Annotated in this window: 21 protein-coding genes; 6 read left to right on the top strand and 15 right to left on the bottom strand. The window is 70.4% G+C overall.

All coding sequences use genetic code 11. From position 1 onward, the window contains the following. The first annotated feature begins 135 nt into the window (after positions 1-135). From JK364_RS02755 to JK364_RS02745, 3 genes are all read left to right on the top strand, one after another. The gene (locus JK364_RS02755; protein WP_201847103.1) at positions 136-1,008 is read left to right on the top strand and encodes an IclR family transcriptional regulator; all 873 of its coding nucleotides are present in this window, start codon (positions 136-138) and stop codon (positions 1,006-1,008) included. 173 nt (positions 1,009-1,181) lie between these two features. Next, on the top strand, positions 1,182-2,660 hold the full coding sequence (locus tag JK364_RS02750; RefSeq protein WP_201847102.1) for an NAD-dependent succinate-semialdehyde dehydrogenase: 1,479 nt from the start codon (positions 1,182-1,184) through the stop codon (positions 2,658-2,660). A gap of 32 nt (positions 2,661-2,692) precedes the next feature. Beyond that, positions 2,693-4,057: an MFS transporter gene (locus JK364_RS02745; RefSeq protein WP_201847101.1), complete on the top strand. Its 1,365-nt coding sequence runs from the start codon at positions 2,693-2,695 to the stop codon at positions 4,055-4,057. 80 nt (positions 4,058-4,137) lie between these two features. Here JK364_RS02745 and JK364_RS02740 read toward each other — a convergent pair whose 3' ends face one another. The 9 genes from JK364_RS02740 to JK364_RS02705 all read right to left on the bottom strand — a co-directional run bounded on the left by JK364_RS02740 (position 4,138) and on the right by JK364_RS02705 (position 12,197). Then, the gene (locus JK364_RS02740; protein WP_201847100.1) at positions 4,138-5,037 is read right to left on the bottom strand and encodes a TauD/TfdA dioxygenase family protein; all 900 of its coding nucleotides are present in this window, start codon (positions 5,035-5,037) and stop codon (positions 4,138-4,140) included. Between the two features lie 34 nt (positions 5,038-5,071). After that, the gene (locus tag JK364_RS02735) at positions 5,072-5,440 is read right to left on the bottom strand and encodes a 4Fe-4S dicluster domain-containing protein (protein ID WP_230991278.1); all 369 of its coding nucleotides are present in this window, start codon (positions 5,438-5,440) and stop codon (positions 5,072-5,074) included. Further along, positions 5,440-7,032 (bottom strand): FAD-dependent oxidoreductase, encoded by a 1,593-nt coding sequence (locus JK364_RS02730; RefSeq protein ID WP_201847097.1) that lies wholly within the window; start codon positions 7,030-7,032, stop codon positions 5,440-5,442. Before JK364_RS02730 ends, JK364_RS02735 begins: the two co-directional genes overlap by 1 nt. Before the next feature lie 26 nt (positions 7,033-7,058). Continuing rightward, positions 7,059-8,012 carry an ABC transporter permease gene (locus JK364_RS02725; protein WP_201847095.1) on the bottom strand — a complete coding sequence of 318 codons (954 nt, stop codon included), beginning with the start codon at positions 8,010-8,012 and terminating at the stop codon, positions 7,059-7,061. Continuing rightward, complete coding sequence (locus JK364_RS02720) at positions 8,009-8,833, bottom strand: ABC transporter ATP-binding protein (RefSeq protein ID WP_201847093.1); 825 nt, start codon at positions 8,831-8,833, stop codon at positions 8,009-8,011. Before JK364_RS02720 ends, JK364_RS02725 begins: the two co-directional genes overlap by 4 nt. A gap of 4 nt (positions 8,834-8,837) precedes the next feature. Beyond that, positions 8,838-9,869: an ABC transporter substrate-binding protein gene (locus tag JK364_RS02715; protein WP_230991277.1), complete on the bottom strand. Its 1,032-nt coding sequence runs from the start codon at positions 9,867-9,869 to the stop codon at positions 8,838-8,840. A gap of 278 nt (positions 9,870-10,147) precedes the next feature. Further along, positions 10,148-10,207: a putative leader peptide gene (locus JK364_RS57990; protein WP_369293940.1), complete on the bottom strand. Its 60-nt coding sequence runs from the start codon at positions 10,205-10,207 to the stop codon at positions 10,148-10,150. Between the two features lie 326 nt (positions 10,208-10,533). Then, on the bottom strand, positions 10,534-11,493 hold the full coding sequence (locus tag JK364_RS02710; protein WP_201847088.1) for a GlxA family transcriptional regulator: 960 nt from the start codon (positions 11,491-11,493) through the stop codon (positions 10,534-10,536). 56 nt (positions 11,494-11,549) lie between these two features. Further along, positions 11,550-12,197 (bottom strand): HD domain-containing protein, encoded by a 648-nt coding sequence (locus JK364_RS02705; RefSeq protein WP_201847085.1) that lies wholly within the window; start codon positions 12,195-12,197, stop codon positions 11,550-11,552. Positions 12,198-12,380: 183 nt separating this feature from the next. On the opposite strand from JK364_RS02705, the gene JK364_RS02700 reads away from it, so the two are divergent. Beyond that, the gene (locus JK364_RS02700) at positions 12,381-13,364 is read left to right on the top strand and encodes an Lrp/AsnC family transcriptional regulator (protein WP_201847083.1); all 984 of its coding nucleotides are present in this window, start codon (positions 12,381-12,383) and stop codon (positions 13,362-13,364) included. A 56-nt stretch (positions 13,365-13,420) separates the two neighbouring features. On the opposite strand, the gene JK364_RS02695 is transcribed toward JK364_RS02700, so the two are convergent. From JK364_RS02695 to JK364_RS02675, 5 genes are all read right to left on the bottom strand, one after another. Further along, complete coding sequence (locus JK364_RS02695) at positions 13,421-14,872, bottom strand: carboxylesterase/lipase family protein (protein ID WP_201847081.1); 1,452 nt, start codon at positions 14,870-14,872, stop codon at positions 13,421-13,423. Positions 14,873-15,015: 143 nt separating this feature from the next. After that, positions 15,016-16,014 carry an agmatinase gene (speB, locus tag JK364_RS02690; protein WP_230991276.1) on the bottom strand — a complete coding sequence of 333 codons (999 nt, stop codon included), beginning with the start codon at positions 16,012-16,014 and terminating at the stop codon, positions 15,016-15,018. A gap of 273 nt (positions 16,015-16,287) precedes the next feature. Next, a complete protein-coding gene (locus JK364_RS02685) occupies positions 16,288-17,136 on the bottom strand; it encodes an IclR family transcriptional regulator (RefSeq protein WP_201847078.1) in 849 nt (282 codons plus the stop codon). 189 nt (positions 17,137-17,325) lie between these two features. Further along, positions 17,326-19,638 (bottom strand): FdhF/YdeP family oxidoreductase, encoded by a 2,313-nt coding sequence (locus JK364_RS02680; RefSeq protein WP_201847075.1) that lies wholly within the window; start codon positions 19,636-19,638, stop codon positions 17,326-17,328. Between the two features lie 74 nt (positions 19,639-19,712). Beyond that, positions 19,713-20,234 carry an SRPBCC family protein gene (locus JK364_RS02675; RefSeq protein ID WP_201847073.1) on the bottom strand — a complete coding sequence of 174 codons (522 nt, stop codon included), beginning with the start codon at positions 20,232-20,234 and terminating at the stop codon, positions 19,713-19,715. 167 nt (positions 20,235-20,401) lie between these two features. On the opposite strand from JK364_RS02675, the gene JK364_RS02670 reads away from it, so the two are divergent. Then, positions 20,402-21,775, top strand: coding sequence for an MFS transporter (locus tag JK364_RS02670; RefSeq protein ID WP_201847071.1), 1,374 nt, complete (start codon positions 20,402-20,404; stop codon positions 21,773-21,775). A 242-nt stretch (positions 21,776-22,017) separates the two neighbouring features. Further along, a complete protein-coding gene (locus JK364_RS02665) occupies positions 22,018-23,904 on the top strand; it encodes a LamG-like jellyroll fold domain-containing protein (RefSeq protein ID WP_201847069.1) in 1,887 nt (628 codons plus the stop codon). A gap of 160 nt (positions 23,905-24,064) precedes the next feature. Here JK364_RS02665 and JK364_RS02660 read toward each other — a convergent pair whose 3' ends face one another. After that, entirely contained in the window at positions 24,065-24,427 is a 363-nt protein-coding gene (locus tag JK364_RS02660; RefSeq protein WP_201847067.1) for a DoxX family protein, read from the bottom strand. Positions 24,428-24,499: the final 72 nt, after the last annotated feature.

Genomic DNA, 24,499 nt, shown 5'->3' with positions numbered 1-24,499 from the left:
GGTCCGATGCGGCGAATCTAGAACCGCCGCCACCCCCTCGCAAGGCACCCGCCGGAATCGAAATGCCGGTTGCTCTCCCGACAACCCGGCGGCTGACCTGGGGGTTCCCCGGGGCGCGCCCTTAGGATGGCGCGCGTGACAAACCTCCCCCCTCGCGGCACCGACGGCCCCGAGAACCCCGCCGAGGCGCACGGCGCGGGCCCCCGGGCCGACTCCTCCGGCCCCGGAGACACCACCGCCCAGCGCGGCCACGGGCTGCGCCGTGACATCGACCTGCTGGAGGCGCTCGCCTCCGACGAGGCCCAGAACGCCGGCGGGCTCGGCGTCGTACGCCTGGCGCAGCTGGTGGGCCGGGAGAAGACCCAGGTCTCGCGGGCCCTCAAGGCCCTGGCCGCCGCGGGGATCGTGGAGCGGGACCCCGACACCCTGGAGTACCGGCTGGGCTGGCGGCTCTTCTCACTGGTCGCGCGGACCTCGCAGAACCGGCTGGTGCGCATGGCCGAACCGGTGATGCACGCGCTGTCGGCGAACGTGGAGGAGACCAGCCATCTGTGTGTCCTGAGCGACCGCGAGGTGCTCACCCTGCTCTCGGTCTCCGGACACTCCTTCCGCGTCCACGGCTGGGAGGGGCGCGGAGTGCCCGCGTGGCAGACCTCGGCCGGGCGTGTGCTGCTGGCCGATGCCACGCCCGACGAGCTGTACGTCCGCTTCGGCACCACCGCCACCCCGCCGATTCCCGAGCTGTGGGCGCTGATCCAGAAGGCGTCGCGCCAGGGGTACGCGAGGGTCAGCGAGGAATTCGAGGCCGGTCTGGTCGGAGTCTCGGCGCCGGTGCGCGACTTCCGGGGACGGGTCGTGGCGGCGATCAACATCTCGGCGCCCAAGTCCCGGCTCGGCGACCGCCTGGACCAGGCGGGCCGCACCACCGCCAAGGCGGCGGCACGCGTCTCCGCGCTGCTGGGCTGGGAGCCGCGGCACACCCCGTTCCCCCGGGCACGGCTCACCTGAGGACGTCCGGGCCGGGTGGCCCACGCCCGTCCCTTCCCTGTCGTATGCGGTGAGTTGCCCTGACAGCAACCACCATTGCGATCCGAGAAGCGGCCTTGTCGGCCGTATGACGCGCTCGTAAATTCACCGCGAACCGGACCAGCCCCCGTTCGGAACGGAGAAAAGAGCAGCTCATGAACCTCCCCGGCATAGAAACCCTCGTCAAGGCGCCGTTCGCCGAAGGCGATGTGTTCATCGCCGGCCGCTGGTGTGCGGCCGAGGACGGACGGACGTTTCCCGTACACGACCCGGCCACCGCGGAGCTGATCCGCGAGGTGTCCGCGGCGGGTCCGGGCGACGCCGTGGCGGCGGTCGACGCGGCCCAGGAGGCCGCCGCCGGATGGCGGACGACGCCGCCGCGCCGTCGCTCGGAGGTGCTGCACACCGCCTTCGCGCTGATGCGTGAGCACACCGACACCCTCGCCCGCCTGATCGTCCTGGAAAACGGCAAGGCGTACCGGGACGCGGTGGCCGAGGTCGGTTACGCGGCGGAGTTCTTCCGCTGGTTCGCCGAGGAGGCGGTGCGGATCGGCTCCTCGTTCGGCGACGCGCCCGGTGGCGGCTTCCGCCATGTCGTACGCAGGCATCCGGTGGGCGTCACCGCCTTCGTCACCCCCTGGAACTTCCCGGCCGCGATGGCCACCCGGAAGATCGCCCCGGCGCTCGCCGCCGGTTGCCCGGTGCTCCTCAAACCGGCCCCGGACACCCCGCTCACCGCCCTCGCGATCGCCGCCCTGATGAGCGAGGCGGGCCTGCCCGACGGGCTGCTGAACGTGCTGCCCACCGACCGCGCACCCGAGGTGGTCTCCGGCTGGCTCCGCGACGAGCGGGTCCGCAAGTTCTCCTTCACCGGCTCCACCGCCACCGGCCGGAAACTCCTGGAGCAGGCGGCGGCGAACGTCGTCAACGTGACCATGGAACTGGGCGGCAACGCCCCCTTCGTCGTCTGCGCGGACGCCGACGTCGACGCCGCGGTGCGCGGTGCGATGGACGCCAAGATGCGGGGCGGTGGCGAGGTCTGCATCGCCGCCAACCGGTTCTACGTCCATCAGTCGGTCGCCGCCGAGTTCACCGAGAAGTTCGCGGCGGCCATGACCGCGGTACGCGCCGGAGCGGGTCTGGAGGAGGGCGTAACCCTCGGCCCGATGATCAACCCGACCGCCGTGGAGTCCATCCGCTCCCTGGTCGACGACGCGGTCGGGCGTGGCGCGAAGGTCGCCGCGCGGGGCAGCGTGCCCGAGGGCCCCGGCTGCTACCATCCGGCGACCGTCCTGGTGGACGTCCCCGAGGACGCCCGGATCATGAACGAGGAGGTCTTCGGGCCGGTCGCGCCCCTGGCCACCTTCACCGACGAGGACGAACTGGTCGCCCGCGCCAACGCGACGGTGCACGGACTCGCCTCGTACATCTACTCGCGCGACGTGGCCAGGGCCCTGCGCATCGCCGAACGCCTGGAGAGCGGCATGGTCGGCCTCAACCGTGGCCTGCTCTCCGACCCGGCGGCGCCCTTCGGCGGTGTCAAGCAGTCGGGTCTGGGCCGGGAGGGCGGCCGCGAGGGCATCGAGGCGTTCCTGGAAACGCAGTACATCGCCCTCGACTGGCCGACCGGCTGACGCCCTCCCCCCCTCTAGATAAGGACCCGCGCATGGCAACGACGCCTGTGACCGAGCACAACGAGCCCAGCACACCGCCGGGCGCACCCGCCACCGAACGCGAACGGAAGCGGCTGCACACCAAGCTGAAGCTGGCCACCCAGATCGGCCAGGGAATCGACGGCTACATCATCGGTGGCATCGGCCTCGCGATGGGGGCGATCACCGACGACCTCCATCTGACCTCCGTGGAACAGGGGCTGGTCGGTGCCGCACCGCTGATCGGCATCTTCATCGGAGGGCCGCTCTTCGGCCGGCTGGCCGACCGGTTCGGACGGCGGCCGGTGTTCCTCATCGACATGTTGATCTTCCTGGTCGGCTCGGTGCTCCAGTTCTTCGTCGTGGACGGCACCCAGCTCTTCCTCATCCGGCTGGTGATGGGTGTGGCGATCGGCGGCGAGTACGCGATCGGCGCGCCGCTGCTGTCGGAGTACGCGGGCCGGCGTGGCCGCGGGCGGCTGCTGGCGAGCCTGGAGATCAGCTGGTACCTGGGGTATGCGCTGGCCACGGTCGTGGGGGCGCTGTTCACCTCCGTCGACGGCGGCTGGCGCTGGTCCCTGGCGAGCAGCGCGCTGATCGCGCTGGTGTGTGTGGCCCTGCGCGGTGGCATCCCGGAGTCCGCGCGCTGGCTGCTGAGCCAGGGGCGCCGGGACGAGGCGGAGGCGCTGATCGAGAAGTACGGCATCGAGGTGGATGTCGCCGCGGAACTCGACGAGCGCGACGAAGTGCGGCAGGACGGGTTCCGCGCGCTCTTCAGCCGGCAGCATCTCCGCTCCACGGTGTTCGCCAGCGTCTTCTGGGCCGCCCTCGTGCTGCCGTACTTCGCCATCGGCACCTTCTGGACGGACGTCTTCGAGGCACTGCACATGGGGGACAACGCGGTGGCGGCGCTGCTCGTCTACTCCTTCACCGCCGTGGCCGGTGTCACCGCGGGGTGCCTGGTCGTGGAGCGGATCGGCCGTCGCAGGCTGCTGATCCCGCCGTTCTGGATCACGGCCGCGTGTCTGGCCCTGGTGGCGGTGTGGCCGTCCTCCACCCCCGTCATCGTCGTCGGCTTCCTGTTCTTCATCTTCCTCAACGCCGCCTCCTCCGCGCTGACCGCGGTCTATCCGCTGGAGGTGTTCCCCACATCCCTGCGCACCACGGGCGTTGGCTTCGCCACGGCCATGAGCCGGGTGGGTGCCGCGATCGGTACGTTCCTGCTGCCGATGGGGCTCGACCACTTCGGCGCGGAGTTCGTGCTCCTGGTCGGCGCCGGAGTGCTGGTGGTCGGCGCCGTCGTGTCACAGTTCCTGGCGCCGGAGACCACCGACCTCGACCTGGCCCGCGCGGCGCGCACGGCCCGCGAAGGGGCGTAGCGGCACAACGCCGGGCCCGCCCGGTGTGCGGATCGCGCACACCGGGCGGGCACCTTTCCGGTGGGGGAGGACGGTGGTCCTCAGGCGGCGGCCGGGGTGTAGTGGCCGGCCTCGTCCCCTTCGAGGACGTAGGCGCGCTCGCCGTCCACACCGACCGGGGCATCGCCCGCCACGGTCACCCGGTGCAGCAGGCGCGGCAGATCGCCGTAGTCGTCCGGCGCGTAGTGCTGGGTGATGCGGTTGTCGAAGACCACCACATCACCCGGGGACCAGGCGATGCGCACGATGTTCTCCGGGCGGATGACATACGACTGGAAGATCCGCAGCAGATCGCGCGACTCGGACGGGCCGAGGCCGACGAAACTCTGGGCGAAGCCACCGATGAACAGACCGCGCTCGCCGCTCTCGGGGTGGACGCGCACGACCGGGTGGGCGGTGCGGTACTTCCGGGAGACGAACCGCTTGCGGTGCTCGGCCGCCTTGTCGTTCCTCGGCGGCGCGGCGTAGTCGTAGTCGTTGGTGTGCACGGCCCACAGCGTGTCGGCCAGCTCGCGCAGCGGCCGGGGCAGATCGTGGTAGGCGGCGCCCGTGTTGGCGATGAGGGTGTTGCCGCCGTAGGGCGGGACCACGATGCCGCGCAGGGTGGACACCTTCGGGGGCGTACGGACGAAGGTGACGTCGGTGTGCCAGCGGTTGGCGCGGGTGCCCTCGGCGTCGACCGGCAGGATGCTGGGCTGCCCCTCGACGGACGGCACCGTGGGGTGTGCGGTGGTCAGCTCCCCGAAGAGGGAGGCGAAGCGGAGCTGGGCGGCGTCGTCCAGGTGCTGGTCACGGAAGAGGAGCGCTTTGTGCTCCAGGAGCGCGGAGTTGAGGTCGGTGACGAGCGCGGGGTCGTCGACGTCGGCGAGTGTGACACCGAGGACCTCGGCGCCGATCCGGCCGCCGATCCGTCGGATGTCGAATCCGGTGCTGGTGCTCATGCGGGCACTTTCCCTTCGGTGGCGTGTTCAGGATTCAGGAGGTGATGGGCGGTGCGGGCGGTCTGCCGCCCGGCGCGGGCAGTCGCGGGCCCACGGCCCGCAGCGACCCGGGCGTCCGGCCGCGGCCCCAGCCGATGTGGCGGCGGTAGCTGCCGAGCAGGCCGGTGCGGTCCAGGTGGCGCTCGTCGCGCACCGTGCGGTCGTCGGGCAGCGGATGGGTGACGGGCGCGACGAACAGCGCGTCGACCGGGCAGTTCGCCTCGCACTGGAAGCAGGTCTGGCAGTCTTCCTGGCGGCTGAGCAGCGGCACGCCGTCCGGGCCCCGGTCGAAGACGTTCGTCGGGCACACCTTCACGCATTTGTCGCAGGCGATACAGCGCTCGGCCGAGACCAGCTCGATCATCAGGCAACCTCCCGTGGTGCGGTGGTCAGGGGCTCCGGGCGGGTCCATACGCGGTCGAGACCGCTCGTCACGACGCGGTGGTGCTGCCCCGGGTCCTGGGCGGGGAAGTCGAGCCGTTTGGCCATGCCCCGGGTCTCGGTGCGGGCGAGCGCCGCGGTGTACATCCAGCGGGCGTGCGCCACCATCGCCGCGGCCTGCCGGGCCCGTACGGCATCCCCGTCCCCGGCGTACAGCGTGGCGCGCAGCCGGCGCCAGGTGTCGTCCAGTGCCCGCAGGGAGGCCGCGAGGCCGTCGCCGTGGCGCAGATAGTTCTTCCGGTACGGAAGGACCTCGTCCTGGACGGCGGCGACCACCTCGCGGAAGCCGTCGGCCGGTCCCGGTGTTCCGGTCGGGCGCAACCCGGCGCCACCCAGCGGGACGGTCCGCCGGGTGCGGGCGCCGCCGGAGAGCGAGCGCGCGTGGCGCGCGGCCGCCTGCCCCGCCCAGCCGCCGGAGGAGATGGCCCAGGCCGCGTTGTGGCTGCCGCCGCCGGTGAAGCCGCCGCAGATCAGCTCGCGGGTGGCGGCGTCGCCCGCCGCGTAGAGCCCGGGCACCGTGGTGGCGCAGTCGTCACCGGTGAGGCGGATCCCGCCGGTGCCGCGCACGGTGCCCTCGGCGATCAGCGTGATGGCGAACCGCTGGGCGAAGGGGTCGATGCCCAATCGGTCGAAGGTGAGGAAGAAGTTGGGCTGGGCCAGGCGCATGGCCGCCCGCGCGGCCGCGTCGGCGCGGTCCAGACGGCAGTACACCTTCTCCTCCAGCAGGGCCCGCGCGATGACCGAGCGCCCGCCCTGGCTCGCCGCGCCCTCCAGCACCGTGCCGTCCTCGTGGAAGAAGGTGGCGAAGGTGTAGAAGGCGGTCTTGGTGACCGACGTGTGCTCGGGCGCGATGGCGTACGCGTTGGAGAACTCCATGCCGGACAGCTCGGCTCCGGCCTCGGCGGCGAACAGGGCACCGTCACCGGTGTTGACGTTGCATCCGAGGGCACCGCTGAGGAACGCGCAGCCACCGGTGGCCAGCACCACCGCACCCGCGCGGACCCGGTACGGCTGCCGCGCCTGGCGCCGGTACCCGGTGGCGCCCGCCACCGCGCCCGAGGTGTCGGCGAGCAGTTCGCCGACCGGGCTGTGGTCCAGGACGCGTACGCCCGCGCGCCGGACGCGCATACGCATCCGCCGCATGTACTCGGGGCCCTGCAGACCGTTTCGGAGCGGCCGTCCGTCCGGCCCGGTCGGGAAGGGGTAACGGGCCTCGTCCGCAAGCTCGTTGACGCTCTCGTACGTCTGGTCCAGGACACGTGCCATCCAGCGCCGGTCGGCGAGGTGGCCGCCGAGTGCCTCCCTGCTCGCCATGGCCGCCTCGCGTGCGGCGGGCTCCGGCGGGACGTACCACACGCCGGTGCCCGCGGAGGCGGTGGCGCCGCTGGTACCGCAGTACCCCTTGTCGGCGAGGACGACATCGGCACCGGCACCGGCCGCCTTCAGGGCGGCCCAGGTGGCGGCCGGGCCGCCACCGACGACGAGGACGTCAGTGGTCAGATCGAGCGTGGTCATACGGAGCACCTCTCGCTTTCGTCGGATCAGCCCCGCACCGGGACGCGCCAGGAGCTGAGCCGGCGCTCCACGGACACGAGCAGCTGGTTGAAGGCCACGCCGATGGCGGAGATGGTGAGGATCCCGGCGTACATCTGCGGGATGGCGAAGTTGTACTGGGACGCGTTGATCAGATAGCCCAGCCCCTCCTTGGCGCCGACCATCTCCGCGGCCACCAGCACCAGGATGGAAGAGGCCCCGGCCAGCCGTATCCCCGTGAAGACCGTCGGCACGGACGCGGGCAGGATCACCTTCTGGAACAGCCGGAGCGCGGAGAGGTCCATGGACTTCGCCAGCTTCAGCAGTGTGGGGTCCACATTGCGCACCGCGCTGATGGTGTTGAGCAGGATCGGCCAGGTGCAGGCGTAGAGCACGATCGAGACCTTCGACGTCTCGCCGATGCCCAGCAGCAGGACGAACACCGGAAGCAGCGCCAGCGCGGCGGTGTTGCGGAGCACTTCGAGCAGCGGTCCCAGCAGATCCGCGACCAGCCGGTAGCGGCCGATCAGCAGCCCGAGTGGCACGCCGATGGCGACGGCCAGACCGAATCCGCTGAACGAACGCACCAGGCTGGCCTCGGCGTTGTCGGTGAGCTGCCCATCGGCCAGCAGTTCCCACCAGGCGCGGGCGACCTCGTTGAAGGGCGGCAGGAAGGTGCGGTCCACCAGGCCCGCGCGGGGCGCGATCTCCCATACGGCCAGGAGGGCGGCGATCGCCGCCACTTTGGTGAGGGCGCGCAGCAGCAGGCCGGGCAGCCGGCGGCCGGCGTCCCCGGCCCTGGCCTTGGCTTTGGCCTTGGCCGTCAGCGGTGCCGCCCGGCGTGGCGCCTCGCGCGATGCTGAGGCGCCCGCGGTGGTACGTGGTTCGGAGACGGCTCCGGCCGTGGTGCCGGGGGCGGTGGGGTCCGTCGTCGCGGTGGTCGTCCCGGTCGCGGGGCTCATGCGGGAACACTCTCCTTCTCCAGTTGCTGGGCGCGGGCCACTTCGTCCCGCAGGAGGCTCCAGATCCGGTGCCGGTGGCGCGCGAACTCCGGGCTCGAGCGCACATCGTCCGCCGTGGCGCGGGCGTCCAGCGCGATCGGTACGACCTCCTTGACCACTCCGGGGCGGGAAGTGAGGACGGCCACCCGCTGTCCGAGGTAGACCGCTTCCTCGATGCCATGGGTGATGAAGACGACCGTCTTGCCGGTGCGTTCCCAGATCCGCAGCAGCTCGTCCTGCAACAGCTCCCGGGTCTGGGCGTCCAGGGCGGCGAACGGCTCGTCCATGAGCAGTACATCCGGGTCGTAGGCGAGGCTGCGCGCGATCGCCACACGCTGCCGCATCCCGCCGGAGAGCTCATGCGGATGCCGGTCCTCGAATCCGGACAGGCCCACCAGGTCCAGGTACTCCCTGGCGCGTTCGACGCGCCGGCGCCGCGGCACTCCGGTGGCCTCCAGGCCGAACTCCACATTGCCCAGCGCCGTGCGCCAGGGAAGCAGGGCGTACTGCTGGAAGACGATGCCGCGGTCCAGTCCGGGGCCGGTGACCGGCTCTCCGTCCAGGAGGATCCGCCCGTCGGTGGGCCGGGTGAGGCCGCCGAGCAGGTCGAGCAGTGTGGACTTGCCGCATCCACTGGGCCCGACGACCACCATGAACTCACCCGCGGAGATCTCCAGGTCGATCCCGTCCAGGGCGGTGAACTCGGTGGCCCGGCGGGAGCCCGCCGTCCCCTGTACCGGGAACACCTTGCGGACCCGCTCAAAGGCGATTTTGACGGTCATGGGATCAGCTCCGGGTCGTCGTGGGGTTCGAGGGGCTCGCGGGGCTTGAGGGGCTCGCGGGGCGGTAGTCGTTGTATTGGTTGGTGTAGAGGTCGGACGCCGTGACCTTGCCGCGCTTGATGTCGCCGCGCTCCTCCAGCCAGTCGATCCACAACTGGAGCTGCTTGTCGGTGATCCGCCCACCGGTCTCGGCGACTCCGAAGGACTTCCAGTACTTCAGGGGGGCGGCGTCCTCCTTCCGGTCGCGCTTCCGCACGATCCGCGTCATCCGCGCGATCACCTCCTCGCGTGGTGTCACGCGGGCCCACTCGATGGCGCGGGCCACGCCGGTGACGAAGGCTTTGGCCGTGTCGGGGTTCTGCCGCAGAAAGCGATCGGTCATCACATACGTTCCGGCGCTGAATGCCCCGAGCAGCTGGACATCGGTGAACAGCGGGCGGATGCCGCCATGGGCCACGGCCTTGTCCCGCAGGATGTCCCTGAGCACGCCCACCTGAATCTGGCGCTGCCGCAGCGACTGTTCGGTATTGACCGGCGGCACCACCAGGGGCTGTACCTTGCCGATCTCCGTCTTGGACAGTCCATGGCGCTTGAGGTAGACATCGAGCATCGCCTCGGAGTGGGCGCCGAGGGTGTTCATCCCGACTTTCTTCCCGATGAGGTCGCGGGCCGACCGGATGGGACTGTCCGCCAGCACGAAAAAGCCGTTGTACGCGTGCTGATCGGATCCGTAGTAGCTGATGACGGAGGTGATCGGGGCGCCGTTCGCGGCCAGTTTGACGACGGCGCCGTTGAAGGCCCCTCCGAAGTCGATCTGCCCGGTGGCCGCCGACTGGATGTCCTGCGGACCGCTGATGGTGTTGCCCACCCAGTCCAGCTTCACCTCGCCCAGATATCCCAGGTCCTCGGCGAGCTCCGGCACGGTGACCTGGCCCGCCCACCCTTGGTACCGGAGCTTCTTGGTCTGCTTGCCGGACGGGTTGCCCGTGGCCGTACCGCAGCTCACCGCCGCGACCGAGGTGCCGAGCAGGGTCATGAATTGTCGCCTGGAAGTAGCTGTACGCATAACGAGGTCCTTGCGTAAGGGGACGCGGAGGGCAGGCCGAATAACCGCACAGCATCATCCGGAAAAACCGCGCGCGGGGTCCTGGGGCGCGATGAAGCCATTCCCCGTGCTTTCCGCCGTCACAAAGTGAGGGGGAATCAGAGGAAGGCAGGGGAGCGGACGCAGGCAGGACCGGCCGCGCTCAGCGGGCGGCGGATACCGTCAGATGTCGAGCGGAAAGAGGAGCGAAAGAGCGGAGCGCGAATGGCTCAACGGCCGGCGGCACAGATGGCGCTGGCTTGGCGTCGCAGATCGACGTGCAGACGCACGGCGAATTTCTCGGCTTGGCTCACATTCAGCAGGATGGCAGTGCGTAACAGTCCCCGTCAACGACTTCCCGATTCCGTCTCAGGACGTGGGCGCCCTCGCGCACACCCTTGTGGAGGTGGGGCCTCCGCCTCGGGAGGAGCCACGGCGGGGCGGTGCCGGAGGGGCATCGGCCGCACCGGTGGGGAGCCAGGCGGCAGATATATGCAATGTTTGTCGCTCGGAACGGATTCTTCCGCGCTGATTCGTGCCACACTGAACGTAAGGCCCTCGCCGTTCCCCCGTCGGTGAGGGCCGTTTGCTGTCCGCCCCCGTCGGCCGACGTCCCTCAGCGCGTCCGGTCGCCGAGGGTGCTGCGGAAGCGGGCGCGGTAGACCGTCGGTGAGACCCCGAGGGTGTGCTGAAAGACCCGGCGCAGCGACTCCGAGGAGCCGAACCCCGCCTGCCGCGCCACCTCCTCGACCGTGCCGGCGCCATCGGCGAGCAGTGCCTGGGCGGCCTCCACGCGGACGGATTCGACGTAACGGCCGGGGGTCATGCCGACCTCGGCGCGAAACAGCCGCTCCAGGTGACGGACGCTCACACCGCCCGTGTCGGCCAGCGTGGCGAGCGTATGACACCCCGCGGGGTCCGCGGTGACGCGGTCCATCACCCGGCGCACCGCGGGATGCCGGGGTTCCCGCGGGGCCAGCCGCGCGCTGAACTGCGCCTGCCCGCCCGGGCGGGCCATGAAGACCACCAGCTGCCGGGCCACATCGCGTGCCACGTCCGCTCCCCAGTCCTCCTCGACCAGAGACAGTGAAAGATCGATCCCCGCGGTGATACCGGCCGATGTGGCGACATGGCCGTCCCGGACGAAGACCGGATGGCCGTCCACCCGCACCCGCGGGTAGGCGGCGGCCAGCTGGGAGGCCAGTTCCCAGTGCGTGGCGGCACGGCGGCCGTCCAGGATGCCGGCCTCGGCCAGGACGAAGGCCCCCGCGCACACGGACGCCACGCGCTTCGCCCGCGTCGACAGGTCGGTCACGAGCCCGATCAGGTCGGTGTCGGCCACTGCCGAGCGCCAGTCCCTTCTGCCGGGGACCAACAGGGTGCCCAGACGTCGCGGCAGTGTGCCGGGCGCGCCATCAGCACTGATCACCAGCCCGGACGAGGTGGCGACGGCGTCACCGGCGAGGGACACGACCCGTACGTCGTAGTCGGCGCCGTAGTGGTTGGCCGTGGTGAAGACCTCCACCGGGCCGGTGACGTCCAGCAGTTGCACCCCGTCGAACGCGACGATCACCACGGTGCGTCCGCCACCGGATGCCCGTGCTGCCCGTGATCGTTCCGACGCCCGCCGGGCTATTCCGGCCACCGGGAATCCAGGATCGTCCGGACGAAGTCCCCCCGCTCGAAGCCGGGCACGAAGTGCTCCAGGACATCCGCCTTGACGTTGCCGAACGTCGTCTCCGGCTTGGAACGGACGCCGTCGGTGAACGCCCGCAGAATCTCGTTCTTGAAGTCGGGGCGCGGATGCAGCGCCACGACCGCCTCCCGGTCCTCGGCGGAGAGATCCCCATATCCGATGCCGAGCACGTCGTACTCGACACCGGCCGTCACCAGAGCCACCTCCGGCTCCATGAACTCGGGGATGCCGGGAGTGGTGTGCAGGGCGATCGCCGTCCAGACCCGGCGGACGCTGTCCTCGGGGACACCATGAGTCCGCAGAAACCGCTTCGCCTCGTTCGCGCTGTCCACCTCGAAGCGGCGGCCGCTGGTATGGAACGCCTCGTTGAGGCCCACGTCGTGGAACATCGCCCCCAGATACAGCAGCTCCGGGTCGAAGCTCAGATCGCGCCCGCGGCCCCGCAGACTGCCGAAGAAGTACACCCGACGTGAGTGGTGATAGATGAGCTCGCTCGTCGTGTCACGGATCAGCTCCGTCGCCTCGCGCGCCAGCGTCGTCGCCGGCACCTTCACACCGGCCGCGATATCAAGGTCAGTCGTCATGTATCCGCTCTCCGTGTCCGTAGCAGTACGCCCCGGCGGTGGGGCGCTGTGCACAGCCTCGCGCGGCGGCCGGACCGCTGCCATGACGATAACGTCCTGTATCCCACAGATCGCGACAGGAAACGCCATGCCGGTCACCGGATAGAGTCGAGTCGAGCAAAGAGGAACACCAAGGACCCTTTCATGCAGAAAGTACGCCACGATCTCGATGCCACGGACCGGCGGATCACGGCCGTTCTCATGGCATCGCCCCGCGCCTCCTGGCGGAGGGTCGCCGAGGTGCTGGGTGTCTCGGAGCGCACCGTCGTACGGCGTGGAGCCCCGCTCTTCCACGATCGCACCCTGCGGGCGACGGCCGTGCGCAATCCGGCCCTCTTCCCGCACCTCATCCCCATGGTGCTGCGTATCCGTTGCCGCCCCAACCGGATCGCCACCATCGCCGCCACGCTCTCCCGGCGCCCCGACACCATCTGGGTCGACATCCTCGGCGGAGGGGATGAGATCTGCGTCGTGCTCTTCCTGAACGGCCGCGAGGCACGCGACAAGCTGCTGCTGCGCGACCTGCCCGCGACCGCCGCCGTACAGTCCTGGACCTCCTACGACCTGCTCAAAGTCTTCCCCGGGGGATTCGCCTGGAGCGCGGGACTGCTGACCCCGGAGGAGTCCGGGCAGCTGTGGCCGAGCGCCCGTCCCCCGTCCGAGACCTGTTCCCCGCTCCCGGACGACGAGGTGCTCATCGACGCACTGGTCGAAGACTCCCGGATGACATACGGAGAGCTCGCTCAGCGCACGGGCAGGACTCCCCGGGCGGTACGGCGCCGTCTGGACACTCTGGTGGAGGCATATGTCGTCCGGCTGGCCACCGAGGTCGAGCTGTCCCTGCTGGGGGTGCGTGCCGAGGCCCTGCTGTGGATCACCGCGGGCCCGGGGGCGCTGGAGGAGACCGGGCGGATCCTCAGCCGCCATCCGCAAGTGCGGTTCACCTCGGCCACAACGGGATCGAGCAATCTGCTGGTGGCGGTGGCCGCCACCGATCCGGGCGCGCTGTACACCTTTCTGACCGGCACGGTGGGGGCGCTGCCGGATGTCTCCGGCCTTGAGGTGACCCCCATCCTCGCCGGGGTCAAGCGCACCGGCCTGGTACGTCCCGCGTCGATTTCCGTGTGACGGCCTTCGGTACGGCGCGCCTCGTCCGTACGTGCCGACCGGCGCTTCGCGGCCCCTCAGCCGAAGTGCCGGATCCGTACGGTGGCCTCGGGCGCGTACGGAAGCCAGTCGCTCGGGGAGCCGCCCGCGATGAACTCGGCGACGGCCGTGGCGAAGGTCCGCCCCAGTGCCCGCTCGGTGGCCGAGGGGCTTCCCAGCATCGGGCTGTCGGGGTAGCTGTCGAACGTGCCGAAGAGGAAGGGCAGTTCGCCGCAGTGCGTGGCACCGAGATGGCCGGGGTCCTCGGCCGGGCGGTAGTCGAACTGGTAGACATACGTGGCATTGCCACCGGCGGCATGGTGGTCGGCCAGCCGCAGGGCGCCGTCGCGGAACACCTCGTCCGTGTGCAGTGCGGTGAACACCTGGGCGGGGGTGGCGTGTGGGAGCCGGTCGGCGTGCCGCTGGTAGACCTCTGGCGCTTCGCGGCCGAACTGGCTGGTCAGGAGGTCAATGGCAGCCTTCGGCGTGAGCGACTGGATGCGCGGCTCGAAGGCGAAGAAGGCGGTCATCTCCTCCTGGGCGGTGCCGATGAGGAGGGGCTTGCCCTCCAGCGCCCCGTCCCTGACCGCGTGTTGCCAGGCCCGCGGAATGCCGGCACCGCCCAGGACGGGGTACATCGGAGGGGCGACATTGCCCGGGCGCGCGAGCCGGATCGCCAACTCGCCGTAGGCGGACAGGAGATGCTCGACGGGAAGCTCACGCAGGGCCTGTCCGGGCTCCGTGCCACGGGGGATGCCCAGCAGCCGCTGGTACTCCTCGGCGGCTTCGGAAGCCTGCTCGGGGCTCTGCGGCGGAAGGCCCCAAGGGCCGCTCTGCAGGAGCACACGGTTGACGAGCCCCCCGGTGGCCGGATCCACGGCCAGGGACAGGGCCGAGTACGCACCGGCCGACTGCCCGCCGACCGTCACGGCTCGCGGGTCTCCGCCGAAGGACGCGATGTTGTCGCGCACCCAGCGCAGTACGGCGGCCTGGTCCTGAGCGCCGAGGTTGTCGGCGCCGATATGCGGGAGACGCAGATAACCGAGCGGCCCCACCCGGTAGTTCGCGGTCACCACCACCACGTTGCCCAGTTCCGCCAGACGGGCCCCGTCGTACCAGTCCCACCCGCCCGAGCCGCTGGTGAAGCCGCCTCCGTGGAACCAGACCAGCACCGGACGTGAGGTGTTCTCCTCCAGTGCCGTCCGCGGGGACCACACGTTCAGGGTGAGGGAACCGTTCTCGTTCCCGTCGGGCGTGCGCCTTCCCATGACCCGTTCCAGCCGGGACGGCGCCTGCGGAACGGCCGGTCCCGGGCGCACCGCCGCACGCACCCCGGTCCACCCCGGGTGCGGGTGGGGTGCCGCGAAACGCAACGCTCCCACCGGTGAGGCGGCGTACGGGATACCCCGGAAGGACACCACCGCGCCCTCGTCGGAGCCACGGACCTCGCCCCGGTCCGTGGCCACGACCCGCGCTGCCGGGTTCATCATCGTCTCCACCTCTCTCGCGTCACCGACGTTCCGGTCTCGTTCTATGCCGAGCGGCGCATATGAGCCAGAGCAAGGGGTGAAAGCGAGGATTCAGCGACAGATGATCTCTTGATCGGCCGAAGGCACGACGCGGGGTCGTGTGTTCACGACGGCTTGTTCTCCTCCACCCAGCGGAAGAAGGCGATCTGCCGGGACATGAGGGTGATCAGCTCATACGCGGTGTGCGAGGCGGCCACGGAGGTGATCTCGGCGTGGTCGTACGCCGGGGCGACCTCGACCAGATCGGCGGAGACCACATAGCAATCGGTGAGCCCGCGCACGATCTCCAGCAGCTCCCGCGAGGTGAGGCCGCCCGCCTCGGGGGTGCCGGTGCCGGGGGCGTGTGCGGGATCCAGGACATCGATGTCCACGGAGATGTACAGCGGCCGGGTGCCGATGCGCTCCTTGAGCTGCTCCACCACCTCGTCGACCCCGCGTCGCATCACATCGGCCGCGGTGACGATCCCGAAGCCCAGCTTGGTGTCCTCGTCCAGGTCCTCCTTGCAGTACAGCGAGCCGCGGGTGCCGACGTGGGAGAGCGCGGAGGTGTCGAGGAGGCCCTCCTCGACCGCGCGGCGGAACGGAGTCCCATGGGTGTACTGGGCGCCGAAGTGGGAGTCCCAGGTGTCCAGGTGCGCGTCGAAGTGCAGCAGTGCCACCGGGCCGTGGCGGCGGGCCACCGAGCGCAGGAGCGGGAGCGCGATGGTGTGGTCGCCGCCCAGTGTCATCAGCTGCGCGCCCGTGGACAGCAGAGCGTCCGCGCCCGCCTCGATGCTCTCGACGGCCTCGTCGATGTTGTGCGGATTGGCGGTGATGTCACCGGCGTCGGCGACCTGGGCGTAGTGAAACGGGTACACGTCCAGGGCCGGGTTGTAGGGGCGCAACTGGCGCGACGCCTCCCGGACGGCGTTCGCCCCGAAGCGGGCCCCGGGCCGGTAGGAGACACCGGCGTCGAACGGCACCCCGACCACGGCGATGTCCGCGGTGCCGACCTGGTCCAGACGAGGGACGCGGCCGAAGGTGGCTGGGCCCGTGAAGTGCAGGGTGGCGTCGGTCTCCTGGGGCGGGACGGGCCTGGTCGCGTCGGGAGGGGGCGCGGTCATGGTCGGTGCTGGATCCTTCATCTGTGGGGGGAGTGCATCTGTGGGGGAGTGCGTCTGTGTGGGGGTGTGCGTCTGTGCGGGGGAGTGCCGGCCCGTGGGAGGCCGTGGTGCGTGGACGATCAGGGGAGTTCCGTGCCCATGACACGTGGCGCATACGCCAGGAGCCAGCCAGGTGGTCGGGGTTTCTCGGATCCGAGAAGCTCGTTCCGTGAACGCCTTGGTCAGAGGCCCTTCATCTTTCCGCCACGTGGCGAAGGCGTCTGCGACGGCCGCTCACTGTGCGCCGTCCGGCGCGCCGTCCGTTCCGTTGGCGTGGGGTGCGTGGCCGGCCACCGCCGCCGTCAGCCGTGCCGCGCCCTGTTGCAGGATGTCCCGCACATGATCCGCTTCATGCCGGTGGTGGTGGCGCCGCCATGTGCTGCTGACGGCGGCTATGGGCCGCTCGTTGTGGTCGAACGCCGGCACCCCTATCGACCGGAGCCCATCGGAGACCAGCTCGACCTCCTCCGACCAGCCGCGCTCACGGTCCCGTGCCAGCAGGTTCCGCAGCTCCGCCAGCGACCGGGGGCCTCTGCCGGTGCGGGTGACGAGATCCCCCGGCCGGGGGAAGACCGCCCGGAGGTGCGCCTCGCCGGCGTGGGCCAGGATCGCACGGCCGTTGGCCGTGAGGTGGGCCGGCAGCCGGACACCGACGTCGGTGACGGGCGTGGCATCGGTGCACCCGGAATGGCCTCTCGGCGGCCGCTCCTTGAGGAGGTAGACCGTCTCGGCGCCGTAGAGGATGCCCAGGTGCACCGACTGGCCGAGCCGGTTCGACAGGTTGCGCAGAATGGGGCGGGCGAGTCGCTTCAGGGGCTCGTGCCGCAAGTAGGCGGAGCCGATTTCGAAGGACGCCATGCCCAGACCGTATGCCTGCTCCTCCGGGACATAGGTGACAAACCCGCGATCAACCAGGACCGCGAGGATGTGGTAGAGCGACGAGCGCGGCATCTCCAGGTCTCTGGCCAGCGCCGATGCCCGAACCGGCCCCGAGCGGCCGGCGAGGTGCAGAAGGACATCCAGCGCCCGCCCCACGGCCGGCGAGGCACTTGATGCCGTCCGGCGTTCACTCACGTCACCCATCCTTGTGGTCCCCCGTGGCCACCGGCGGCCGCCCTTCCGCGTGGCACGACGCGGCCGGCCGGTCAACCGCTGGCCCGTGCACGTACCTTGGTCGTGTCCGATCGTAGAACCGGGTGCCGATCTCCTCCCACCCGGCCTCCGGGGACTGCTCATGCCGGGCAACGGGCCTGGTCGGATGGGTGATCCGGGTCAGGAGCGGGGAAGTCCTGCCGCGGCGGCACGAGCCTCCAGACGGACCACGACCCCCTTCGACGTCGGTTGGTTGCTGAACTCGGCCACACTGTCGAGCGGCACCAGGACGTTGGTCTCGGGGTAGTACGAGGCGGCGCAGCCGCGTGCGGTGGGATACGGGACCACCTCGAAGTCCTCCGCACGGCGCTCCACACCATCGGTCCACACGCCCACGAGGTCCACGAACTGCCCTTTGACGAGTCCGAGTTGGGCCATGTCCGAGGGATTGACCAGTACCACCCTGCGGCGTCCGTGAATGCCCCGATAGCGGTCGTTGTCCGTGTAGGGGATGGTGTTCCACTGGTCGTGCGAGCGCAGGGTCTGCAGCAGCAGGTGGCCCTCCGGGGCACGCGACATGTCCCAGGCGTTGCGGGTGAACAGCGCCCTGCCGGTGGCAGTGGCGAACACCCCCTCGTTCACCGGGTTCGGCAGCCTGATGCCACCGGGGCGCGCCACTCGCCGGTTGAAGTCGTGGAAACCCGGCACGATGCGGGAGATGTGGTGGCGGATCGCCCCGTAGTCGGCCTCGAACCGATCCCAGGGGATGCCGGCCTTGCCACCGAGGGTGTGGCGCGCCAGCCGGCACAGGATGGCGACCTCGCTGAGCAGCAGCTTGGAGGCCGGATCGAGGCGACCGTAGGAGGTGTGCACCTCGCTCATCGAGTTCTCCACGGTGACGAACTGCTCGCCACTGGGCTGGATGTCCCGTTCGGTACGGCCCAGGGTCGGCAGGATGAGCGCGGTCCGGCCGCAGACCGTGTGGGACCTGTTGAGCTTGGTGGAGATATGGGCGGTGAGGCGGCATCGCCGCATGGCCTCCTCGGTGACCGCGGTGTCCGGAGCGGCCCGGACGAAGTTGCCCGCGAGGGAGACGAAGACCCTGATACGGCCCTCGCGCATGGCCCTGATCGAGTTCACCGAGTCCAGCCCGTGGGCGCGGGGCGGATCGAAGCCGAACTCGCGCTGAAGCGCGTCCAGGAAGGAGTCCGGCATCTGCTCCCAGATGCCCATCGTGCGGTCGCCCTGCACATTGCTGTGGCCACGCACCGGGCAGGCCCCGGCACCGGCCCTGCCGAGGTTTCCGCGCAGCATCAGGAAGTTCACGATCTCCCTGACGGTGGGGACACCGTGCCGCTGCTGCGTCACCCCCATGGCCCAGCAGACGATGACGCGCTTGCTGCCCAGGACCGCGTCCCGCACCTGCTCGATCTCCTGGCGGGTCAGTCCGGTGGCGGTCAGGATGTCGTCCCAGGCGATGGCGCGGACGTGCCGGGAGAACTCCTCGAAGCCGCTGGTGCTGGAGCGGATGAAATCGTGGTCGAGCACGGTGCCCGGCCGGGCGTCCTCCGCCTCCAGCAGCAGCCGGTTCAGGCCCTGGAACAGCGCGAGGTCGCCACCGCTGCGGATGTGGAGGAAACGGTCGGCGATACGGGTACCGGGCCCGATCACCCCGCGGACCCGCTGCGGGTTCTTGAACCGCAGCAGTCCGGCCTCCGGCAGTGTGTTCACCGCGATGACGCGGCCGCCGTTGAGTTTCGCCCGCTCCAGTGCGGAGAGCTGTCGCGGATGGTTGGTGCCCGGGTTCTGGCCCACCAGGAAGATCAGGTCGGCCTGGTGGATATCGTCCAGGCTCACCGTGCCCTTGCCCGTGCCCAAGGTCTCGTGCAGCGCGAAGCCACTGGACTCATGGCACATGTTGCTGCAGTCGGGCAGGTTGTTGGTGCCGAACGCCCTGGCGAAGAGCTGCAGCACGAAGGCGGACTCATTGCTGGCCCGGCCCGAGGTGTAGAACACCGCCTCGTCGGGGGAGTCCAGCGACGTCAGCTCCTCCGACAGCAGCCCCAGGGCGTCATGCCAGCTGATCGGCTCGTAGTGGTCGGCGTCCGGCCGCTTGACCATCGGTGCGGTGAGCCGGCCCTGCTGGTTCAGCCACAGGTCGGAGCGGCGGTCGAGCTCGGAGACCGAGTGCCCGCGGAAGAAGTCCGCGGTGACGCGCCGCGCCGTCGCCTCGTCGTTGATGTGCTTGGCGCCGTTCTCGCAGTATTCGTTGCGGTGCCGATGGCCGGGGGCGGGGTCGGCCCAGGCGCAGCCGGGGCAGTCGATGCCGGCCACCTGGTTCATGGTCAGCAGCGTGGTCGCGGTGCGCCGGACCGTCGTCTCCTCCAGGGAGTACTCCAGCGCATGGGTTACCGCGGGCACGCCCGCCGCCCACTTCTTGGGCGGAGTGGTGGAGAGCCGTTCATCCGGTTCGTGTCTCGGCGCCTTCTTCATCAGGTGTCTCGCTCTCTTGTGACGAGGGCCGGCCGGGCTCTCGGACGAGGGTCGGCCGGGCTCTCGGACGAGGGTCAGCCGACGGGCCAGCGAGGAACCCGGCTTCTGGGCGGTTCCGGTTCGGTCGGCCGCACGTGTCCGTTGTGGATGGACCCGCGCCACGCCCCGCTCTCCTGGCCCAGCCCCTCGATGAACTCCTTGAAGCGCCCGAGCTCGTCCCGGACCACCCGGCGTGTGACCCCAAAGGAGGCGCCCGTGAGCAGGGCCGCGACACCGCGCCGATGGACCTCGAGGCGCAAGGTCACCCGGGCCCGGTCCGGTGCCGTGGGGTGGAACGACACCTCGCCCCGGTGGGAGGGGCGCCGCTCGAGGCTCCGCCACGCCAGGGAGGAGTCCGGCCGCTGGCGCACGATTTCCGCCTGGAACGTGCGGCGCACCGGGCCGAACGCGATGACCCACTCGGTGACCGCGGGTCTGATCTGCTCGACCCGCTTCACCGTGGACATGAACCGGGGAAAGCTCTTGAACTGGGTCCACTGGTTGTAGGCGGTGCGTACCGGGACCGCGACCTCGATCGTCTCTTCGATGGTGTTCATGGGCCACCTGTCCGTGCTCAGACGTGCCCTCAGTGTCACCGCCCGACCGGTGGGCCGCATATGGATCTTCACCGTCAGTGAATGAGAATCTGCAATCAACCTATTGTTTGACTGTATGAATTCATGCATGCTGGGCCGTCCAGACGGTGAACGGCCGGGAGGCAGGCGTGGCAGTGGACACGGAGGCGGCGGACGCGCGGACGGTGGGGGAGCGGGGGGCGGCGCCCGCGTCGGGCTCCGCCTCGACCGAGCCACTCACCGGTTTCCACATCCGGGTGACGGCCACCACCTTCGGGGCGAACTTCTCCGACGGCTACGCCCTCGGTGTCATCGGCGCGGTGCTGCCCGCACTCGGCGAGACCATGCACCTGTCCGGCGTCTGGCAGGGCCTGCTCGGCGCGTCCGCCCTGATCGGCCTGTTCTTCGGCAGCATCCTGCTGGGGCGGGTGGCGGACGTGATCGGACGCCAGAAGCTGTACCTCTACAACTTCGTACTCATCGCGGTCGCCTCCGCCGCCCAGTTCTGGGCACACACTCCGCTGGTCCTCTTCCTGCTCCGGCTGGCGATCGGCTTCGGTCTGGGCGCGGACTACGCCGTCGGGCCGACCCTGCTCTCCGAGTTCGTCCCCGGCCGGCTGCGCGGTGTCCTCCTGGGCTCGCTCACCGTGCTGTGGACCGTCGGCTACGTACTGGCCAACGTTCTGGGCACGTACATCCCGATCAACGGCACCACCGCGTACTGGCTGCTGGCCAGCGGAGCGCTGCCCGCCCTGCTGGTGCTGCTGCTGCGGATCGGCATCCCCGAATCCCCGAGTTGGCTGGCCGCCCGTGGCCGCGGCGCCGAGGCCGCCCGGATCCGCCGCACCTATCTGGGGCAGTCCGGGGCCACCGCCGCCGACGCGGAGGCCGCGGCCGCCGCGCAGCCGCCCGCGGCGCGCTACCGTGAGCTCTTCGCCCGCGGCCAGGCGACCAAGACCTGGTTCGGTGTCATCTTCTACAGCGCCCAGGTGCTGCCCTACTTCGCCATCTACACCTTCATGCCGCAGATCCTGGCCACCCTGAACATCTCCGGGGCCGACACCCAGAACCTGGTGCTCAACCTGGCCCTGCTGCTGGGCGGGGTGATCGGGCTGTGGCCGGTGCAGCGTCTGGGCCGCAGGCCGTTCACCATCGGTACCTTCGCGATCCTCACGCTGTGTCTGGGGGCCATGGCCGTGCTCAGCGAGGGCTCCAGCGGGGCGCTGATGGTCCCCTTCCTGATCTACACCTTCGTCATGGCCGGCGCCTCCACCATCACCCAGGTCTATCCGGCGGAACTCTTCCCCACCGCGCTGCGCGGCTCCGGCGTCGGCTTCCTCAACGGCACCAGCAGGGTCGCGTCCGCCATCGGCACCTTCGTGCTGCCGGTCAGCCTGAGCCACTTCGGCGCGGGCTGGTCGATGGGGTGGATGGCGCTGGTGCTGCTGCTCGGAACGGCCGTCAGCCTGGTCTGGGCGCCGGAGACCCGGGACACCCTCACCGCCGAGGATCTGCACCACTGAGCCGTGTCCGCCGGCGCGGTGGCCGCGTCCGCCGGCGTGGCGGTTGCGCCCACCGGCGTGGCGGTTGCGGACACTGCACACCACCCCCGGACACCGGCCCACCCCGGGCCGGTGCCACCCCTGCACATGGAAGCCATTCATGTGCTCTTCCCCGGCCGTTGCCGGACATCTTCCTGTGGCCGGGTTCCCGGGATCCATAACGTGCGCTCCACCCCTTCCGTCCCACTGTGTGGAGCAGCGCCATGTGCAGTCCCCGTCAGACCAATCAGCCGCAGTCCGGAACCGGCCGCCGCACCTTCCTGCGCACCACCGGACTCGTCGGCGCGGGTGTGGCCATGACCGGGCTGGAGGTGGCGCCGCCCGCCGCGGCCGCACCGGCCTCCGGCGCCGCGGGTGCCCCCGCCTGGCACCCCGACCCCGACAGCCTCAGATTCACCGTCGCCGTCATGCCGGACACCCAGTACCTCTTCGACGGCGAGAGCATCCACCCGGCGCCGGTGGAGGCGTCCTTCCGCTATCTCCTCCGCCACGCACGCGAGGAGAACATCGTCTTCCTGTCCCACCTCGGCGACCTCACCGAGCACGGGCAGGTCTCCGAACTCGGACCGATCGACCGGGCCTTCCGGCTCCTGGACGAGCGGGGCGCGGCCTACAGCGTGGTGGCCGGAAACCACGACCTCGACTCGTCCACCGACGACCAGCGGGGCCGCACCCCCTACCTGGACACCTTCGGCCCCCGGCGATACCGCTCCTCGCCCTCGTTCCGCGGCGCCAGCCCGGACGGCTACAACACGTACCACACCTTCCGCGCCGCGGGCCGGGAGTGGCTGGTGCTCGCCCTGGACTGGCGCCCTTCCGCGAAGGGCATCACCTGGGCGCGGGAGGTCATCGCGAACCACCCCAAAACTCCGGTCATCCTCACCACCCACGAGCTGGTCTACGCGGACCACGAGGGCGAGGAGGCGCGGTTCTCCGACCATGGACAGTGGCTCTGGGACGAGCTGATCGCCGACCACGACCAGATATTCCTCACGCTCAACGGCCACTACTGGCCGCCGGCCCGCACGGTCCGCGAGAACAAGGTGGGCCACGACGTCCATCTGCACATCACCAACTACCAGGACCGCTACTACGGCGGCGCCGGGATGATCCGCCTCTACCGGTTCGACCTGGCCCGCCACACCGTCGACGTCCGGACGCTCTCCCCGTGGATCCTGGACCGCGCCGATGACCACCTGAACGAGCTGGAGCGCGGAGAGATCGAACGCACCAGCTCCCAGGACTACTTCAGCGTCCCGATCGACTTCGAGCAGCGCTTCGCCGGATTCGCTCCCACCGCACCGCGCCCGGCCCGCCCCGCCTCCCGGCTGGTCATCCCCGGCACGGTGGCCTACTGGCGCTTCGACCAGGGCGGCCGGGGCGGCGCGCCCGTCGAGGACTCCGTCCGGATCACCGACCACTCCGGCCGTGGCAACCACCTCACCAAGGTCACCGTCCCCGGCAGCCCCGCCGACTCCCTCATCTGGTCCGATGAGCACCACCCGGACCAGCCGGGACACGGCAGTCTCTCCTTCCACGGCGTCAAGTCCCCCCTGCGCGGCGCCTATCTGCGCACAGCCGACGGCGCTCCTCTGAACGGCGCCACCTTCCGCTCCGGCTACACCGTCGAGGCGTTCCTCAAGCTGCCCGCCGACTGGGACGGCGGGCGCAACGCCTGGTCGGGGCTGCTCGGCCGACGGGGCCCCAGCGGTCAAGCCGGAAAGACCGGCGGTGACATGGAGGAGCCGGTGGTCACTCTCTCGCTGTCCGACGGCCATGGGCTCCAGTGGGCCGTCTATCCGCTGAACCAGGACGGCGCGGTCACCAACTGGAGCCATGAGCTGCCGCTGAACACCTGGTGGCACGCGGCCGTGGTGAACGACGGACGACACACCACGATGTATGTGAACGGCTGCCCGGTGGCGCGCAACCCCTCGACCCCGGCCAACGGCCTCACCACCCTCGGGCTGCCCTGGCTGCTGGGCGGCTATGAGTACGGCGGGAAGATCGACCAGATCATGTACGGCTGGATCGGCGACGTCCGCGTCGTGGACCGAGCGCTGCCGGTGCGCGACTTCATGTCCTCCTGACCGAAGGGCACCGGGGCCGTCCCGGTGGTTTCCCCGTTCCCCTCGACCGCCACGGCCGGCGCACGCGGGAGCGCACCGACCGTGTCCGCCGAGCCGTCGCATGGCAGGATCGGCATCGCGGTGGTTCCGCACACCGTCGGCGGCTCTCCTCGACCCGATGTCACAGCCATGTCGTCGCCGGCCAGATGGTCACGGCCGCGGTGAGAAAGAGCGTGATGTTGAGCGCCACCTGGCGGTCTCCCCGGCGCAGGTGCACTCTGGTGGCGCCGATCTGCAGGATCACGAACCCGATGGCCGCGGCCAGGGCCAGCCAGGGCGCGATGCCGGTCAGCGGGGGCAGGATCAGCCCGATCGCGCCGAGGACTTCGAGCACGCCGATGGCTCTGACGGCCGCCATCGGCGTGGTGTCCACCCAGGCCATCATCGGCCGGAGCCGCTCACGGCTCCGGACCACCTTCACCCCGCCCCCGTAGAGGTAGAAGAGGGCGAGCGGACCGGCGACGATCCAGTACGCCACGTTCATGATTCCCGTCCCGTCTTCCGGGCGGGGCCGGTGGCGGGCTCGGTGGCGTAGCGGTTCATCACCTGGACACGG

This window comes from Streptomyces endocoffeicus (genome assembly GCF_016741935.1).
Classification (GTDB): Bacteria; Actinomycetota; Actinomycetes; order Streptomycetales; family Streptomycetaceae; genus Streptomyces; species Streptomyces endocoffeicus.
This window is presented reverse-complemented; position numbering and strand designations above follow the sequence as displayed.

Bases quoted from the DNA above. Each gene is read 5' to 3' on its own strand.
- JK364_RS02720 (WP_201847093.1), bottom strand. From the start codon at position 8,833: ATGACCGTCAAAATCGCCTTTGAGCGGGTCCGCAAGGTGTTCCCGGTA.
- JK364_RS02675 (WP_201847073.1), bottom strand. From the start codon at position 20,234: ATGAACACCATCGAAGAGACGATCGAGGTCGCGGTCCCGGTACGCACC.
- speB (WP_230991276.1), bottom strand. From the start codon at position 16,014: ATGACCGCGCCCCCTCCCGACGCGACCAGGCCCGTCCCGCCCCAGGAG.
- JK364_RS02705 (WP_201847085.1), bottom strand. From the start codon at position 12,197: ATGACGACTGACCTTGATATCGCGGCCGGTGTGAAGGTGCCGGCGACG.
- JK364_RS02700 (WP_201847083.1), top strand. From the start codon at position 12,381: ATGCAGAAAGTACGCCACGATCTCGATGCCACGGACCGGCGGATCACG.
- JK364_RS02735 (WP_230991278.1), bottom strand. From the start codon at position 5,440: ATGATCGAGCTGGTCTCGGCCGAGCGCTGTATCGCCTGCGACAAATGC.
- JK364_RS02715 (WP_230991277.1), bottom strand. From the start codon at position 9,869: ATGACCCTGCTCGGCACCTCGGTCGCGGCGGTGAGCTGCGGTACGGCC.
- JK364_RS02695 (WP_201847081.1), bottom strand. From the start codon at position 14,872: ATGATGAACCCGGCAGCGCGGGTCGTGGCCACGGACCGGGGCGAGGTC.
- JK364_RS02665 (WP_201847069.1), top strand. From the start codon at position 22,018: ATGTGCAGTCCCCGTCAGACCAATCAGCCGCAGTCCGGAACCGGCCGC.
- JK364_RS02750 (WP_201847102.1), top strand. From the start codon at position 1,182: ATGAACCTCCCCGGCATAGAAACCCTCGTCAAGGCGCCGTTCGCCGAA.
- JK364_RS02730 (WP_201847097.1), bottom strand. From the start codon at position 7,032: ATGACCACGCTCGATCTGACCACTGACGTCCTCGTCGTCGGTGGCGGC.
- JK364_RS02745 (WP_201847101.1), top strand. From the start codon at position 2,693: ATGGCAACGACGCCTGTGACCGAGCACAACGAGCCCAGCACACCGCCG.
- JK364_RS02685 (WP_201847078.1), bottom strand. From the start codon at position 17,136: ATGGGTGACGTGAGTGAACGCCGGACGGCATCAAGTGCCTCGCCGGCC.
- JK364_RS02740 (WP_201847100.1), bottom strand. From the start codon at position 5,037: ATGAGCACCAGCACCGGATTCGACATCCGACGGATCGGCGGCCGGATC.
- JK364_RS02680 (WP_201847075.1), bottom strand. From the start codon at position 19,638: ATGAAGAAGGCGCCGAGACACGAACCGGATGAACGGCTCTCCACCACT.
- JK364_RS02725 (WP_201847095.1), bottom strand. From the start codon at position 8,012: ATGAGCCCCGCGACCGGGACGACCACCGCGACGACGGACCCCACCGCC.
- JK364_RS02660 (WP_201847067.1), bottom strand. From the start codon at position 24,427: ATGAACGTGGCGTACTGGATCGTCGCCGGTCCGCTCGCCCTCTTCTAC.